The 16,934-nt window shown below is 59.8% G+C and carries 14 protein-coding genes; 12 read left to right on the plus strand and 2 right to left on the minus strand.

Annotated elements, in window-relative coordinates; all coding sequences use genetic code 11:
* Positions 1-297: 297 nt before the first annotated feature.
* Positions 298-1,083, plus strand: a complete 786-nt coding sequence (locus M0D69_RS19875) for an AraC family transcriptional regulator (protein WP_301783654.1) — start codon at positions 298-300, stop codon at positions 1,081-1,083.
* A 152-nt stretch (positions 1,084-1,235) separates the two neighbouring features.
* On the plus strand, positions 1,236-3,056 hold the full coding sequence (locus M0D69_RS19880; protein ID WP_301783655.1) for an ABC transporter transmembrane domain-containing protein: 1,821 nt from the start codon (positions 1,236-1,238) through the stop codon (positions 3,054-3,056).
* Positions 3,057-3,169: 113 nt separating this feature from the next.
* Here M0D69_RS19880 and M0D69_RS19885 read toward each other — a convergent pair whose 3' ends face one another.
* Both M0D69_RS19885 and M0D69_RS19890 read right to left on the minus strand, forming a co-directional pair.
* Positions 3,170-4,837, minus strand: coding sequence for a methyl-accepting chemotaxis protein (locus tag M0D69_RS19885; protein WP_301783656.1), 1,668 nt, complete (start codon positions 4,835-4,837; stop codon positions 3,170-3,172).
* 379 nt (positions 4,838-5,216) lie between these two features.
* Positions 5,217-6,764: a diguanylate cyclase gene (locus tag M0D69_RS19890; RefSeq protein WP_367619738.1), complete on the minus strand. Its 1,548-nt coding sequence runs from the start codon at positions 6,762-6,764 to the stop codon at positions 5,217-5,219.
* A gap of 246 nt (positions 6,765-7,010) precedes the next feature.
* Between M0D69_RS19890 and M0D69_RS19895 the strand changes: the two genes are divergently transcribed.
* The 10 genes from M0D69_RS19895 (at position 7,011) to M0D69_RS19940 (ending at position 16,853) form a co-directional block, all read left to right on the plus strand.
* Positions 7,011-7,466, plus strand: coding sequence for a hypothetical protein (locus M0D69_RS19895; protein WP_301783657.1), 456 nt, complete (start codon positions 7,011-7,013; stop codon positions 7,464-7,466).
* Between the two features lie 299 nt (positions 7,467-7,765).
* Positions 7,766-8,656, plus strand: coding sequence for a nitrilase family protein (locus M0D69_RS19900; RefSeq protein WP_301783658.1), 891 nt, complete (start codon positions 7,766-7,768; stop codon positions 8,654-8,656).
* A gap of 72 nt (positions 8,657-8,728) precedes the next feature.
* Positions 8,729-9,898 (plus strand): substrate-binding protein, encoded by a 1,170-nt coding sequence (locus M0D69_RS19905; protein ID WP_301783659.1) that lies wholly within the window; start codon positions 8,729-8,731, stop codon positions 9,896-9,898.
* Between the two features lie 76 nt (positions 9,899-9,974).
* Positions 9,975-10,808: a branched-chain amino acid ABC transporter permease gene (locus tag M0D69_RS19910; protein ID WP_301783660.1), complete on the plus strand. Its 834-nt coding sequence runs from the start codon at positions 9,975-9,977 to the stop codon at positions 10,806-10,808.
* The gene (locus tag M0D69_RS19915; RefSeq protein ID WP_301783661.1) at positions 10,801-12,663 is read left to right on the plus strand and encodes a branched-chain amino acid ABC transporter ATP-binding protein/permease; all 1,863 of its coding nucleotides are present in this window, start codon (positions 10,801-10,803) and stop codon (positions 12,661-12,663) included. The genes M0D69_RS19910 and M0D69_RS19915 overlap by 8 nt, the downstream gene beginning before the upstream one ends.
* Positions 12,660-13,367: an ABC transporter ATP-binding protein gene (locus M0D69_RS19920; RefSeq protein ID WP_301783662.1), complete on the plus strand. Its 708-nt coding sequence runs from the start codon at positions 12,660-12,662 to the stop codon at positions 13,365-13,367. Before M0D69_RS19915 ends, M0D69_RS19920 begins: the two co-directional genes overlap by 4 nt.
* Before the next feature lie 142 nt (positions 13,368-13,509).
* On the plus strand, positions 13,510-14,685 hold the full coding sequence (locus tag M0D69_RS19925) for a transporter substrate-binding domain-containing protein (RefSeq protein WP_301783663.1): 1,176 nt from the start codon (positions 13,510-13,512) through the stop codon (positions 14,683-14,685).
* On the plus strand, positions 14,682-15,302 hold the full coding sequence (locus M0D69_RS19930) for an ANTAR domain-containing response regulator (protein ID WP_301783664.1): 621 nt from the start codon (positions 14,682-14,684) through the stop codon (positions 15,300-15,302). The genes M0D69_RS19925 and M0D69_RS19930 overlap by 4 nt, the downstream gene beginning before the upstream one ends.
* Before the next feature lie 95 nt (positions 15,303-15,397).
* Positions 15,398-15,790: a hypothetical protein gene (locus M0D69_RS19935; RefSeq protein WP_301783665.1), complete on the plus strand. Its 393-nt coding sequence runs from the start codon at positions 15,398-15,400 to the stop codon at positions 15,788-15,790.
* A gap of 142 nt (positions 15,791-15,932) precedes the next feature.
* Positions 15,933-16,853, plus strand: a complete 921-nt coding sequence (locus tag M0D69_RS19940) for a LysR family transcriptional regulator (protein WP_301783666.1) — start codon at positions 15,933-15,935, stop codon at positions 16,851-16,853.
* Positions 16,854-16,934 lie beyond the last annotated feature (81 nt).

The following is a 16,934-nucleotide window of genomic DNA, read 5'->3' on the forward strand; positions in this document are numbered from 1 at the left end:
CAGACGTTCAAAACGTATTGGTCGGCGCTGGACCGTACTTCAATAGCTGCGGTGCGAGAGAGCCTGTACTCAGAGTAGGCGAATGTCCCACTTGCCGCTGTCCCGGCCGTATGGAAACTTGTCACGGAAGAGGCCGATTTATCATTCCGGATGATGATTTTTTTCCGCGAAACGGTTGAGACAGTAGGAGCGCTTTGAATTCATCGGGACAGCAGGAGGCTTTTCACAGTGTCGGAACCTTTGCGAATCATTCATGGCCCGTTTGGAAGAGTGGCGTTGCTGCTGCTGGACAAAAGCATGGTCCTCCATGCACATCGGGTTTCTCACGTCATCTTCAAGGAAGGAGGTCCTGACATCCAGTTCGGGATCCGCAATCGTGAGCATGTTTTGTCAGACAAGAACGTACTACTGGTGAATGCGTGGGAGCCGCATTTCTATGAGCATCGCCCGCAATCGCAGCCGACTGTGCTGCTTGCGCTTTACCTGGAGCCAGATTGGTTGAAGGATGTTGACCGGCGTTTCGCATACAGCATTCACCCCCGTTTCTTTCCGAGGTCTTCCGCGCCGGTTCAAGGGAAGCTTCGCCGTCTTCATACTGATCTGCTCGACATTCTGACCGACCGTGAAGGCCAGTCGCTGCAAGCGGTCCAGGGGTTGATCGCCGACATGACCGGCGAACTGGTCGGCATATCGCCGCGAAGGAGTGAACTGTCGGCAGCCGGGTCTGTTGGCGGAATAGCGTACGACATCAGGATTCGTCGCGCGATCGAAGCAATGAAACAGGTAAGGGGCATCCCTCCCGACTTCGACGATCTCGCACAAGCGGTTGGGCTATCCCGTCCGCATTTCTTTCATCTATTCCATAAGCAGACCGGAATGACCCCGGCGACTTTCAGCAGCATGCTGAGGATGGACCTATCGATTGAAGGCGTCTCGCAGCACGAGATGGCGCTTCAGGATATTGCGCTCGATCTGGGCTTCGACTCGCCGGGAAACTTCACGCGCTTCTTTGTTCGTCAGCAAGGCGTGACGCCCAGCCAATACAGACAAAACGTGCAATTTGTCACCGGGCAAGGGTGGTAACAAGTGTTCATGGGTGAGCAAAGATCGGATGCCGGCGGTGCGTAGCCAACACGCAGCCACGCGTGGATCAGCGCCAGGCTTTTGCGTGAACTGCCTTCGAACTCGCAGCACTGGCACAATCGAGGTGATCTTCGATCCGCTTGGGAATCCTCATGCCAGATGCCGTCCCGCCTTTGCCGCCTTCGCGGGCTATCGGCCCCCTGTTTGCCCTGTTTCCCTTCCTGCGCCCTTATGCCGGGCGCTGGGCGCTTGCGTTCCTGGCGCTGGTGACGTCGGCGGGAGCCACATTGGCATTGCCGGTGGCGTTCAAATACCTGATTGATCGTGGCTTCGCCGGGGGCGACCGGGCCCACATCGATCGCTATTTCCTCGCGCTATTCGCCGTTTCGCTGGTGCTGGCCGGTGCCACGGCGATGCGCTTCTACCTGGTGTCGTGGCTGGGCGAGCGGGTTACGGCTGACTTGCGGCGTGCGGTCTACGACCACGTGCTGGGGATGAGTCCGCAGTTCTTCGAGACCACGCAGACCGGAGAGGTGCTGTCGCGGCTCACCGCCGACACCACGCTGATCCAGACGGTGGTGGGCACCAGCCTGTCGATGGGATTGCGCAACTTCTTCCTGCTTACCGGCGGCGTGGCGATGCTGGCGGTGACCAGCCCGGTGCTGTCGGGCTACATCATCGCCACGCTGGTTGTGGTGGTCGCGCCCATCGTTATCTTCGGCCGGCGCGTGCGGCGGCTTTCGCGTGCTAGCCAGGACAAGGTAGCGAACGCGAGCGCGGTGGCGGGCGAGGTGCTCAATGCCATGCCGACCGTGCAGTCGTACACGCAGGAGCCCTTTGAAGCGCGGCGGTTTGGCGGCGCGGTAGAGCTGGCCTTTGAGACAGCGCTCACGCGCATCCGGGCGCGCGCCTGGTTGACTGCGGTGGTGATCGTGCTGGTGTTTACCGCGATCGTCTTCGTGTTGTGGCTCGGGGCGCAGGCGGTGCTGGCCGGGCGAATGACTGCCGGCCAGCTGTCCCAGTTCATCCTCTACGCGGTGTTCACGGCCGGCGCTGTCGGGGCCGTTGCCGAAGTGTGGGGCGATCTGCAGCGGGCCGCCGGCGCCACCGAGCGGCTGCTGCAACTGCTGTCGGCGCGCTCTCCGGTGGTTGAGGCCGAGACGACGGTGCCGCTGCCGACACGCGGGGAGGGCATCCGCTTCGACAACGTCAGCTTTTCATATCCGTCCCGCCCCGGCATCGCGGCGCTCTCCGGCCTCTCACTTGACGTCCGCGCAGGCGAGCATGTCGCGTTGGTTGGACCGTCTGGCGCCGGCAAAACCACTCTGTTCCAACTGCTGCTGCGCTTTTACGACCCCCAGGCCGGTGACATTCTGATCAACGGCGTCCCTACGCGGCAGGTGCCGCTCGCCGAGTTGCGCAGGGAAATCGGCGTGGTACTACAGGAGTCGGTGATCTTTTCAGGCAGCGTGCTGGACAACATCCGCTACGGCGCGCCCGAAGCCACGCTCGCGCAAGTGCAGCGGGCTGCCGACATGGCTGCGGCGGCGGGCTTTATCGAAGAACTGCCGCAAGGCTACGATACATTTCTGGGCGAGCGCGGAGTGCGGCTGTCTGGCGGACAGCGCCAGCGCATTGCGATTGCCCGTGCGATCCTGAAGAATCCGCCCATCCTGCTGCTGGACGAGGCCACCAGCGCGCTCGATGCCGCGAGCGAACGGCTGGTGCAGAAGGCACTGGATAATGCCGCGCAGGACCGCACCACGCTGGTCATTGCGCACCGCCTCGCGACCGTGCAGCAAGCGGACCGCATTGTCGTGCTGGAACACGGCCGCATCGTCGCGCAGGGCCGCCACGCCGAGCTCCTTGTGAGCTCGCCGCTCTATGCCCAGCTAGCCGCCCTTCAGTTCGGCGAGCCGCTGGGGCAGACGGGGCAGAGCGGCGCCGTGCATGATCCTGTCGACTCCGCGTGAAGACGCGATCCGGGTCGCCCGGGCAGCTTGGACGAACAAGCCCTTGCGCGCCTGTCGAGAACGTTAGAACGTTTGCCAACTACTCGCTACAGCAAGATTGCGGGCGCTCCTTGTCAAACTGCGTTGAGCCTGGCCTGATACCGGCGATTGCCTGGTTTCAATGCCGTTGCCTTCGACGCCAAGGATGGCACCCGCCGGATCACGCTCCCTGATTCGGCGCCACCGATATTGAACGCACCGACCGCCTCGCGCAGCGCTTGTGCTTGTTCGGCCATTGACTGTGCGGCCGCCGCGGCTTGTTCTACCAAGGCGGCATTCTGTTGTGTCACTTCATCCATCTGGCTGACGGCTTGATTGACCTGCTCGATGCCTGTGCTCTGTTCGTCCGACGCCGAGGAGATCTCGCTCATGATATTGGTCACTCGCGCCACGGATTGCACGATTTCGCTGATCGTGCTGCCCGCTTGCGCAACGAGCTTGGAGCCCGCGTCGACCCGGTTCACCGAGTCGCCGATCAGGTCCTTGATTTGTTTGGCTGCCGTCGCGCTGCGTTGAGCGAGCGTGCGAACCTCGGTTGCTACGACAGCAAATCCACGACCCTGTTCACCCGCACGGGCCGCCTCGACCGCGGCATTGAGCGCGAGAATATTGGTCTGAAAAGCGATGCCTTCGATCACGCTGATGATCTCTGCGACCTTGCTTGAGCTTTCGGTGATGCCGTGCATTGTCTCGACCACGCGTCCTACCACCTCGCCACCGCGCCGTGCAATTTCTGAGGTTGTGCCGGCCAAGGTGCTCGCCTGCCTGGCATTTTCGGCGTTTTGACGCACCGTCGCGGTCAGCTCTTCCATGCTCGATGCGGTTTCCTCGAGTGACGCAGCTTGTTCTTCCGTTCGTTGCGAAAGATCGGTGTTGCCTTGCGCGATTTCGCTTGCGGCAACCGAGATCGATTCGCTCGACGACTTGATACCGTGCACGATACCCGTTAGCTGCTCTTTCATTAGCGCCAGCGAGAACAGCAAGCTGGAGGAGTCTTCCGCACGGGTCTGGACCGTCACGGTGAGATCGCCGGCGGCGATCTGGCCGACGACGTGCGCGGCGTAGTCGGGCTCGCCGCCGAGTTGTTTATGCAGCCGACGGCCGGTCAATGCACCAAGCGTGACGCCGAATATCAGCCCCGTCAGTACGATCGCAATCAGCGTCGCCCGCAGGGTTGCAAAACGCTCAAGCGAGTCGTTGTATTCGATCTTGGCAACGTCGACCTGCAATTTGCGCAGCTTGCTGAGTCCGGCAACCGCAGGCGGCAATAGCGCATCGACGTTGTCGCGTAGCAGAGCGGGTGCTTGCGCAGCATCGGTATTGGTATTGGCGAGTGCCGCTTTTACCTTTGCAAAGCCTTGCGTCGCGAGTGCGTCATACGCTGTGCGAAAGTCGGTGGCCATCTGCTTTTCGTCGGGCGTGAGGAAAGTCGATGTGTACTCTTTCCAGATCGTATCGATTTCCGAGCTGTCTTTTTCAACGCGGGCCAGTGCCTCCGCTGTTCGCGTGCTTGAGACGTCGAGGGAGGCACGGGTCAGGGTCGCGAGTTGATCCAGCAACCGGTGATCTATTTGGGCCAGTTGCTGGATACAAACCGTCCGATCTTCATACACAGTGCGCAGCCCGTTGTTGCTTTGATTCATCCCGTATAAACCGGCGGCCGCGACAACCACGACAATCGCGGAGAGCGAGCCGGTGATGAGCGTAAGCCGAGCCTTGACAGAAAGTGATTGCGTTGCCATGAAGATTACCTGTCGATGCACGCTTGTAAATTCAGCGCGCGGTTGCGCCTGGCCATGACAAAGGCCGAGTGACGTATTGTTGATAGGGACAATTTAACGAGATGAGGAGCGCTCGCCTGGCCTCGCGATTGAGCCGAGCGGTGCGATGTATATCTGGATAACGACAGCGATGGCTCTTTCCTGATCGGAAAATACCCTTGCAGTACACAACGACCTGTCTGAACTACCGCGCTTGCCAACCGTTGCGGTAACAACGCTCGGCTGGCTTGCAATTGAAGACCGCCGCCGCGTCGCTGTGGCCGAGCGAACGTCGTGAGCAAAAGTGTTCATGACGAAGTCTGTTCAAAACGCGCCGGGTCCGGAGTGCACAGTTACGATGTCAAGCTGTAGTCGAAGACGAAAGATTACCCCTGGCGGCGAGCACTCGATTACGCCCCTTCTTCTTCGCCTCATACAAGGCCTTGTCGGCAGCCAGTATGAGCTCCGTAGGCTCGCCCGCGTCGCGAGTCGGGACCCGGGCGTCAACACCCGCGCTTATCGTGACGAAGCCAGCGGGGCTGCCCGAATGTTCAATTTCCAGACCACGAATAGCGCTGCGGATATTGTCCGCGATCGCTACGGCATGAGCTACATCGGTATTCGGCAGAAGCACCGCGATTTCCTCTCCGCCATATCGGGCAGCAAGGTCCCCCGGACGCCTGGCTGTCAGGTCCCCGATGAGACGGCTGATCGTCCGCAGGCACTCATCGCCCGCTGCATGTCCGTAGATGTCGTTGTATTGCTTGAAGCAATCGACATCCATCATGATCAGTGCCAACGTACTCGCCTGACGCGTGGCGCGGCTGAATTCGTTATGCAACGTGACATCGAATTGGCGGCGGTTCGCGAGCCCTGTCAGGCCGTCCTGCATCGCAAGTCGTTCAAGGGTCCGATTGAGCTTTTCAAGGGTGGCGTGCGTCTTTGTCAATTCCGCCTCTGCAGTCGTTCGCAGTTCGATCTGCCGGATCAGATGCCAGCCGAACAAGCCCACCACAATGGCAAGGCAAAGCACGCCGGCGGAATGCAAGATCGTGTCGCGCCACCATTCAAGCAAAATCTCATCCTTGGACAATGCAGCCGCTACAAAGACCGGAAAATGCTCGAGGCCGCGATAACTGTTTAGCCGCGTGACGCCATCCTGCGCCGACTTGATGAAAGCCGTTCCGGCAGGACCCTGCGTCGTGTAATAGTTGAACAGCGCAGTTCCTCGCATGCTTTTGCCGATCACTTTTACATCGAACGGTCGACGAATCAGCATGACGCCGCTATCCAGGACGAGGGCAACGGCGCCCGCGTTGCCGATCTGAAGGCTATCGTAGAACGCTTTAAAGAAATCAATATCGACGGTTGCCAGCACAACGCCGCCGAAACTGCCATCCGGTTTATTGATTCTCCTTGAAACGGGAATAACCCACTTTCCACTTGATCTACTTATTACCGGCACACCAATGTGCGGACCAGGACCAGAGTTGTGCCGATGAAAGATGAAATATTCGCGATCCGCGTTGTTGAATCGATTTAGCGGCGCTGACGTGGAATTGATAATCCAGTTGCCGTTTTCGTCATAGACAAAAAGACCGTCTAGTTGGGGAAGCTCCTGTCGATGCATCACCAGGATGTCGTGCAGTCGTTTAAGAGCAGCCGGACCGGTCCCGTCGAATTCCACGCGCTCGACGATGCCCAGCAACGCCGTGTCCGCCTCCTTGAATGTGTCGTCGGCCTGCTGAGCCATTGCCCGTGCCAGATTCGAGGTGGCGACATTCATTTCGCCCAGTTCGACTGATCGTGCGTTCCAACTCCGCCAGCCATCGAGCACAACGAGAGACAGGCAGACGATTGCCACGAACGCAATCGCACGCCAAATGATGGATGGTCGATTCAAAATCAAACAATTCTCCGTGGACAGCTTGAAAGCAGTGTCCCAGCGAGGTCTCTTTTTGCAGAAAAAAGCCGGGGCAATGGCTTGCGTACGGGAAGTATATCGGCATCTGGACACATTTCTTGACATCCGTCTGCTCGGGCTGAGCGACTTGAACGAGTCGGTCAGAGTCATTTTGGCCGGTTGTGCGAATCTGCGAATGCTTCCGACGCACAGCTATAATCGCGCTCGAACATGGCTAGGGAAGTTTTACTCGTGAAAAAGATCGCTGCCTTTGCGCTCGTCGCGCTTGTACTCACCGGTTGCTCGTCCCCCCAAAAGCAGGCGGAGCAAGCTCAGGAATTCCTCCACAACGAATCCAGCCTTGCTGCCGCCCAACGCAATGCGGCGGTCGATTGCGAACCGGCGAACTGCGACGCCGCCTGGGTGCTTACGAAACGCTATATCGAGCAGCATTCCGACACGTCGGTGACGCGCGCGGACGCAGTCGCAATCGACACCGACGTGCCCTCTGATTCAGGCAAGGCCGCCTTTTCGGCGACCCGTACTGCGAGAGGCGCTGGCGGGACGCTAACCCTCTTTGCGCAGTGCCGCGGCATGTATGGGCAGGACAGCGCGAGAGGTTCGGACTATGACAAGTGCGCCGAGAAGATCCTCAAGACTCAGAATGGCTATGTGGCGTTTCTCCGGGCACATGCGTCTGGTCAGTAAGCGTCGTTCGCGCCCTGTCCGACTGAATGGTCGCGTAGGGTCGACCACGGAGGCAACCGCCTCTCGATTGTTCACGAGCCGGGCGACTGTCCGTTGTCGAGAAAACTGGATGGCTGTTGCGGCTTGCAAAGCGCTTGACATCGTAAATTTGGCTTCGTAAATTCGCCTCCAACGAGTCGTCATGTTTTATGACGGCTCCACGGCAACGATGCCGTGCTACACATGAACGGCTATGCAGCCCCTGAACTTGCGTCCAACGCTGGTTCGGGGGCTTTTTGTTTTTGGGAGACGAAATCGTGATGTCGCAGTACAACCCCGCAGAACGTGAATTCGAAGGCCCCGTCATCGCATGCGTTCAGATGGAGCCGAAGATTGGAGCGAAGCGCGATAACGTGGCTCGCTCGATCCGGCATATTGAAACCGCCGCAAAAAACGGCGCGTCGTTAGTGCTCCTGCCTGAGTTGTCCAACACCGGATACGTCTTTGCGGACCGCGACGAGGCTTTCTCCCTGGCAGAAGCGCTACCGGACGGGGAAACCGCTCAGGTCTTTGCCGAAACGGCGCAGCGCCTCGGCATTCATATCGTCGCCGGTGTCGCCGAGCGGGCGGGGACGCTTCTATACAACTCGGCCCTGTTCGTCGGCCCTTCGGGTCACATCGGCAGCTATCGCAAGCTGCATCTCTGGAACAACGAACATCTCTTCTTCGAGCCCGGCGACCTTGGCGTCCCGGTGTTCGACACGCCCTTGGGGCGAATCGCGATCGCGATCTGCTATGACGGGTGGTTTCCCGAAACATATCGACTGGCGGCCGTGCAAGGCGCGGATATCGTTTGCGTACCGACGAACTGGGTGCCGATGCCAGCACAGCCGGATGATCGTCCAGCAATGGCAACGACGCTCGCCATGGCGGCGGCTCACAGCAACGGCATGGCGATCGCATGTGCAAACCGGATCGGGACCGAGCGCGGCCAGCCGTTTATCGGCCAGAGCCTGATTGTGGGTGGCGATGGATGGCCCGTGGCAGGGCCGGCCAGCAGTGACTGCGAAGAAGTCCTCTACGCCGCGATCGATCTGAAGCGCACACGCTCCGGGCGCACGCTCAACGCTTTCAATCACGTGCTGCGCGATCGGCGCGCTGACGCGTACAACCCGATGCTGGGCACTGGCTTGCCTTCTTCTTGCTCGTGAGATATCCACCTGCGCCTGCATTGTTCCTCGAAATCCAACCCGACCACTACCGACCACCACGAAGGAAACTCCATGAGTCAGCTAACGAAGAAAATCCTTGTTGCCACCATCGCGGCAGTCGCCGGTGCCAGCACTTGCATCGATGTGTTTGCGGCCGATCCCATCAAGATCGGCGTCGCAGTCGGATTGTCCGGCGCCAATAGCGTGGTCGCGCCGGCCGTGGTTCAGTCTTCGCAGCTTGCCGTTGAAGAAATCAACGCCACAGGCGGCATCCTGGGTCGCCAGGTCGAACTCGAAATCACAGACGACGCGTCTGGCGCGGTCGGTGCGCAAAAGGCATACGACACACTGGTTTTCCGGAAGAACGTCGACGCCGTCATTTCCATGGAAACCAGTGCCGCGCGCAATGCGGCGCTTCCCATCCTGGCGCGCGGCAAGAAGCCGTTTATCTATACGTCGTTCTATGAAGGCCGGTCATGCAGCCCGTGGATGTACGTCAACGGCTGGGTACCGGAACAACAGGTCGCACCGGTCGTGGACTACTTCGCGAAAAGCAAGGGCGCCAAGACCTTCTACCTGGTCGGCAACGACTATGCTTTCGGCCGAGGCATGCTCGATTTCACCAAAAAATATATCGAGCAGCATGGTGGCAAGGTAGTGGGCGAGGAGTACCTGCCGATCGACGGTACTGACTGGACGCCGATTCTTTCCAAGATCCGCTCGGTTCATCCCGACGCGCTCATCAGTGCAACTGCGGGCGGCGCGCCCAACGTCGCTCTCGCCAAGCAGTTGAACGGTTCGGGGCTAACGCTGCCGTACGGCAATCTGGCCATCGACGAAGGGACCGCCAGGAGCATGGGCGACGTCGCCACGGGCATATATATGTCGGGCTCCTACCTGACGAGTATCGACACGCCCGGGAACAAGAAATTTCTCGCGGCCATGGACAAGCGCTTCGGCCACGATCTGAAGACGCCAAATGAACTGTCCGAGCCGCAATACGAGGCCTTCTTCCTTTACAAGGCTGCGGTCGAGAGGGCGGGTTCCACGGATTCGGCGAAGGTGGTCAAGGCGCTGGGGCAGGTGTCATTCGACGGTCCGCGCGGTCCGGTAACGATGGACAAGAGCCGGCATACGCCGCTCGCCATGCGCCTCGGCCAGATTCAGGCAGACGGGTCGATCAAGATCCTGCAAACCTTTTCAGAAGTGGACCCGGGCGCACAGTGTCCTAACATCAAGTAGACGTGGTTTTGGAACTAGGCATCCGCCTGATACCTGGCTGCGGTCAATGCACAGGCGGATGTGACTGGAGATGACAATGGTTCTGGCACTTGATATTTTCACGACAGCGGCCGTGCTGTTCATCGTGACCGCCGGGTTGATGGTGATTTTCGGCGTTATGAAAATCGTCAATTTTGCCCACGGCGCATTGCTGACGACGGGCGCCTACGCGAGCTTCGTCGTGACGCAGTTGAAGCTGAATCCGTGGGTCAGCTTGCCGCTCGCGCTGGTGGCCGGTACCGCGGCAGGCATGTTCGTCGAGCAGGTGATCGTGCGCCCGCTCTACAAGCGCCCGCTCGACGCGATCCTTGCCACCTGGGGCCTCGGAATCGTCATTGCACAGCTCATCGTGATGGCCTTTGGCCGCGAGGTCCAGTTCGTGGAAACGCCGCTGAAAGGGGCCTTTTCCATCGCAGGGACTGACTATTCTGCTTATCGCCTGTTGCTGATCCTGATCGCGCTCGGTCTCTGCGCCCTCATGACCGCGCTTCTCGCGGGAACGCGCTTTGGCGTCAAGACCCGTGCGGTAATCATGAATGAGGACCTGGCCCGGGGGCTCGGCATTCATTCCGGCCGGATTCGATTCATTACGTTCAGTATCGGCGCCGCGCTGGGTTCCCTGGCCGGCGCGCTCATTACGCCGTTATCGAGCGTCGATCCCGACATGGGACTGACCTGGCTGGTGAGCGCCTTCATGCTCGTCATGGTTTCTGGCTACTCGATGGTCAGCCTGCTGCTCACTTGTCTTGTATTCGGCGCCTGCCAGGTCCTGGTCAGCACGTTCGTCAGCCCGGTACTGGGTGGCCTGACCATCGCCGTACTGGCCGCGCTGACGCTGCGCATTCGGCCGAAGGGGTTCTCTCATGGCTAAAGTCGATGCGCCGCCGGATCATGCCGGCGCTTATTCCGCGCAGCGCGACGAGCGAGCAAGCAACCGCCTGGAGCCGCGTGGGCGGGGATTGCTCATGGCCGGCTGCTTCGGCGTTCTGCTGCTGGCTGCCGGCCCGTTCGTTTTCGGCACGTACCTGCTGAACGTCCTGATCCAGGCATTCTTCTTCTCGATAGTCGCCGTGACGGTGGACATCCTTTGGGGATACACGGGGTATCTGACGTTCGGGCAATCGGCATTCTTTGGCCTCGGTGCCTACGCGGCGGGTCTGGTCTTCACGCACGGCGGTTTCTCCACAGGTTATGTGGTGCTGGCGCTGGGAGCGACCATCGCGGTGACTGCAGCCGTCGCTGCACTGCTCGGCTGGCTATCGTTTTATCGAGGCGCCTCGCCGTTTTTCGCGACGGTGATGTCGCTCGTGCTGCCGATCGTGCTCAGTCAATTGCTGCTGTCCGGCGGTCAATGGACCGGCTCGAGTTCGGGGCTCACCGGCTACGAGACGTTCGATCTTTCTCTCCCGGCCTGGTACTGGATCGCCGGAGCGGCCTTGCTGGCCGTCGCAACGCTGGCCTGGCTATTCGTGCGCAGCGATGGCGGCCGCGTGTTGGCCGCCATTCGCGACAATGAATCGCGCTGCTCGTACCTGGGTATCAATACGTCGCTCGTCAAGATCATCCTGCTGATTGCGACTGCGGTCATCGCCGGTCTTGCAGGCTTCGGCTACGGATCGTTTAGCGGCGTGGTCGCCCCGGAACTGACCGGGTTTGTCCTCGGTACCCAACTGATCATCTGGGTCGCGCTCGGTGGCAGGGGAACGCTGTGGGGACCAGTTATCGGCGCGCTCCTGATCAACGTCGGGACCGCGTATCTCAGCGGCAGCATGCCATTTGCGTGGCAACTCATCCTCGGCGCCGCATTCGTGACGGTGATCGTATTGCTGCCGCAAGGGCTGGTGCCGTTGCTTCTGAAGCCATTGCGCCACCTGGCCGGCAATAGCGCCGCACCCGAACTGGTCGAGCGGGCCGTACGGGCAGAGTACAAACAGGCATTGTCCAGACCAGCGCTGCAAATGAACGGCGTCGCCAAGAATTTTGGCAGCCTCAAGGTGCTGCAAGGCATCGACCTGAACGCTAACGCGGGCGAGCTGGTTGGACTTATCGGCCCGAACGGCGCCGGCAAGACGACGCTTATGCGCTGCATGAGCGACGGAGCCGAGCGCTCCGCCGGTGCGGTCGTGCTGTGCGGCAACGATATCCGGCAATTGCCGCCGGACCGGTGCGTGCGCTTTGGGTTAGGGCGCAAGTTCCAGAACGCGAACGTCTTCGAGACGCTTACCGTGGCGGAGTGTTTGAGACTCGCGGGGACGATCATCGAACGGCCTTCACTCTTCAAACGCTCGAATACCCTCGCCTTGCCGCCGTATGCCATGGAAGTTGTCCGCACCACGCGCCTCGATCAGAAGCTGGGCGCTGTAGCCAACGATCTCTCGCACGGCGAACAGCAGGCGCTGGAGTTGGCAATGGTGCTTGCGCTGGAGCCACGAATCGTACTGCTCGACGAGCCCACGGCAGGATTGACCAAAACAGAGCGCACGCAAATCGGCAATGTGCTGGCCGCGCTGGCGCATCAATATCAGCTCTGTTGTCTGTTGGTCGAACACGACCTCGATTTCGTTGCGGAGATTGCCACGCGCATCGTGGTGCTGCATCAGGGGCGTATTGTGATGCAAGGCAACTTCAATGAAGTAGTCAACTCGGAGCTCGTCAAGACGATCTATGCCGGAACCGCGCAAAGCGCCGGATCCGACGGGAGCACACCGCATCGGGAGGCGTCATGAGTCAGATCGCGTTGGACCTGCAGGATGTGACCAGCGGCTACAAGGCCTCGGTCGTACTTCGCAATCTGTCGATGACCGTCGCCAATGGCGAGGCCGTCGCCTTGCTTGGCAAGAACGGCATGGGCAAGACTACGTTGCTCAAGACGATCATGGGTTATCTGCCGAAGAAAACCGGCGCTATCCGTGTGCGTGGGCAGGACATTACCCGCATGGTGCCTCATCGGATCGCCCGGGCAGGCATTGCCTACGCGCCCCAGGAACATGCGTTGTTTCAGGACCTCAGTATCCGCGACAACCTGCGCCTCGGGCTTGCCAAAGTATCTGTGTTCGACGAACGCTTTGCCGAAATTGAACCGATTTTTCCGGTGTTCAAGAGCCGGTTGAAGCAATTCGCCGGCACGCTCTCCGGCGGTGAACAGAAGATGCTCCTGGTGGCCCGTGCGCTCATGATGCGTCCGTTGATCATCCTGCTTGACGAAATCACGGAAGGGTTGCAGCCGTCCGTGATCGACCGGCTAGCCGAAGCGTTGCTATGGGAACGCAGCCAACACGGCACCACGCTCTTGCTGATCGAGCAGAACGTCCCTTTTGCGCTGAAGGTCGCCGACCGCTACGCCGTGCTCAAGCAAGGTGAAATCATCGACCACGGAAATGCGAAAGACGAAGCTGCGGCGGCATCGATCTTCGAACACCTGCGCGTCTGACATTTTTGATCACCGCACGCGACGAGATCCAGGGCGACGAAGCGTATCGAGCGTTAGGATTCGAGTACGATCGTCGTCATGCATCTGCCGGACGTTTTCCCTCTGCGTAGGGAAGTGCAAGTAGATACAAGGAGGAAACACAATGGGGGCGAACTCGCAACCACCGGCAAGCCCGGTGTCTGCAGACACCGGATGGTGCATCGGTGTCCTGTACTCCCGCACGGGCGTGACCGCGGCGACTGAATCAGAGCATTTTTTTGGCACCGTCCTCGCGATCGAGGAGGTCAACGCGGCCGGTGGCGTCGACGGGCGTCTGCTTGATCCAGTCGTGTACGATCCGAAGAGCGATCCCGACGAATATCGCCGGCTCGCCACGCGGATGCTTCAGGAAGACGACGTGACGGTGATTTTCGGCTGCTCGACTTCGTCAAGCCGAAAGGCGGTGCTGCCGGTCATCGAGCGCAACAACGCGCTGCTATGGTATTGCTCGATCTACGAAGGATTCGAATATTCGCCGAACGTGATCTACACAGGGGCGGTGCCGAACCAGAACAGCATGCAACTGGCTGCGTATCTGCTCCGCAATCACGGCCGGCGTTTTTTTCTGGTGGGCGCCGACTATATCTATCCTCGAGAATCGAACCGGATCATGCGAGACATGGTCGAGCAGCATGGCGGCGAAATCGTGGAAGAACTTTATTTACCCAGCGACGCAGATCCCTCGGCATTGGAGGAGGTCGTACGGCAGATCAAGGCCGTCGAGCCCGACGTGGTTTTCTCCACCCTGATCGGCCGGGGTGCGCGCGCCTTTTATCAGTTGTACCGCGAGCACGGTATAGACCCCGCACGCATCCCGATCGCAAGCCTGACGATGACGGAAGGCGAGACGCGCATGATTGGTCCCGAACTGTGCGGCAACCACATTATCTCCGCCAGCTACGTCAACACGCTGGGCCACGAGAGCAACAAGCGCTTCCTGGCATCGTGGCAAGCGCGATTCGGAGACCAGCCGGCCAGCATGTGGTCGGAGATGGCGTACAACCAGGTCCACCTCTTTGCGCTGGCGTTGGCCCGTACCCGAAGTCTCGACACGGCAAAGCTGGTGGAGGCCATCCACGAGGTCGAGTTCGATTCGCCAGAAGGGGTGCTCAAAATCGATCCGGAGAACAACCACGCGATCTTGACCCCGCGCATTGCGGTTTGCAGACCGGACGGCTCGTTCGATATAGTTTGGGAGGGGCGCAGTCCGATTAAACCCGATCCCTACCTGACATCGTACGGATTCGCAGAATTCTGGCTCGATGGAGACCCGGCATGAGCACAGGCGCTCGTCGGCTATTTGACGACCTACGCACACTACGCGTCCTCGTGATCCATCCACCCGGGGACGACCGTAGTGTCCTGGAGGAACAATTGCGCCGGATTGGCTGTCCGGTGCGTATTCTCTGGCCGTTTCCGTCTCGACTGCCCGTGGACGTCGATGTCATTTTTTTCCTCGTCGGTCCCGAAACGCGGAGCGCAGGAAATTGGTGTGCGGCGGACACTGAAGCGACGCTGATTGCATTGTCCGACTACGAGAATCCCACCGCGTTAAAAATGCTGGTGGATACACAAGCGCATGGCGTGATCACGAAGCCGTACCGTTCCACCGGCATTCTCAGCACCCTGGTGCTCGCGCGCGCATCCTCGGGCTATCAGCAGCGTCTGCACAACAAGATCGGCAAGCTCGAGGAGGCGATCAAGGCGAGACGTCACATCGAGAAGGCTATCCGCATCCTTATCGAGGCGCACCGGCTAAGCGAAAACGAAGCGTACGAACACATTCGTTCACGTGCCACGAGCCTCCGGGTCACTGTAGGCGAGATCGCTACGATGGTGATCGATGCTCATGAGGCAATGGAAAAATTGGGCCTTGCCAAGGGATCGAAGCCTTGAGTCACTGCCTTGAATCATTGCGATAGAAAAATCTGGCATCCTATTACCCTGTTGCAGCCAGACTAAACAACGCAGCCACACCCGCTTGATCCACTATGTCAAATCATCTCGATGCTTTAACTCTCACTGAGATTGCGTTGCGCGCGGAGTCGCTCGCCGCCGGGCCGTGCAATTGCACCCGGACGCCGCTTCACGGCTGGAACTCACAGCCGGTTTCTCTCGACGAACAACGTCTCGAGGAAATCGGAACACTCGTTGTGGATGGTGATCCCGAGCCTAGCTATCGGGAATACCTGCCGGGCAATATTGATTACTGGTCCCCAGAGGCGCCCATCGCACCGCGTTTTTTTCCCTATAACCGCTGTAACGTGTGGCAATGCACGCAGTGCAGCCGGCTCTATCTTCGATACACGGAGGGTGGAGGGTATTTTGTCGATCGTCGAATCCGCACGGTGCATTCGGCTTTGATCAAAGACGTCCCTTTGTGAGCGCTGGAGAGATTGCCGAGCATTTCCGGTTCAACGTTCAGCACTCGTTCCTGACCTGCCGTCGCAACCGATGAAGGCATAAATAAGCCACCAAGACGTACGGTGAAAATAGCGGATTGGCGCGACAACAAAGGGAACAACCGTGGAACTACGACACCTGAGGTATTTCGCGGCGGTCGCCGAAAATCAGAGCTTCCGGCTGGCCGCCGAGCGCATCAACGTGACGCAGCCCGCGATTACTCGCCAGATACAGGATCTTGAGCAGATGCTGGGCGCACGGCTTTTCGACCGTACCCCGCAGGGAGTCAGGCTCACTGTCGCGGGCGAACTGTTCTTGCGTGAGACTCGCAAGTCGCTCGACATTCTTGAGTCGGCCACGCGTGCGGTCAAACTCGTTGCATCGGGGCTCCAGGGCACGTTACGCCTTGGCGTGGTCGAGAACGCAAGTTGGGATGGTCTTGTGCCTGATGCATTTAACCGCTTCCAGCGCGAAGCACCCGAGGTGAGCATTCATCTGGCGCCAATGAACACGCCCGAGCAGGTTGCCGAGATCCTGAGCGGAACGCTTGACGGCGGCTTTATCTACACCTACGGCGAGCTTCCGCGCGCGCTGCGCGTGCTGCCTCTGGCCATTGGCGACGTAGTGGCAGCGGTCCCGCGAAGCTGGAACCTTCCGGTAGGTCAACCGATTTCCGCACGTGACCTGAATGGCCTGCCAGTGGTCTGTTTCCCGCGGCAAACGTACCCGGCGTACTACGACATGCTGGTCAGCGCCTGCAGCGAAGCCGGATTGACCCTGAACGTGGTGCAGGAAGTGCCTACCGAGGCCGCGATCCTGTCGCTCGTGTCGGCCGGCATGGGAGCTGCGATCGTCAATGCCGCGAATCTCGGGCGGCCGCCGGCGCGCGCGCAGTTTCTGGGCTTCACCGACCTGTCCGTCCAGATGCCGTTGGCGTTCGCCTACCTCGCGACCAATCCCAACGCGGCATTGCAGCGATTGCTGCGCGTTCTCGATGCGATACTGCACACCAGCGTAAGCGGCGCGGAGCGTAACGGTCAGTAGATGCGTCATCGATCGCCTCGGATGCACCACAGGTCACGCGAAATATCTGCATGCCGGTACGGTCCCGCAGGGGTGAATCAC

Source organism: Caballeronia sp. SEWSISQ10-4 2, assembly GCF_030464885.1.
GTDB lineage: Bacteria > Pseudomonadota > Gammaproteobacteria > Burkholderiales > Burkholderiaceae > Caballeronia.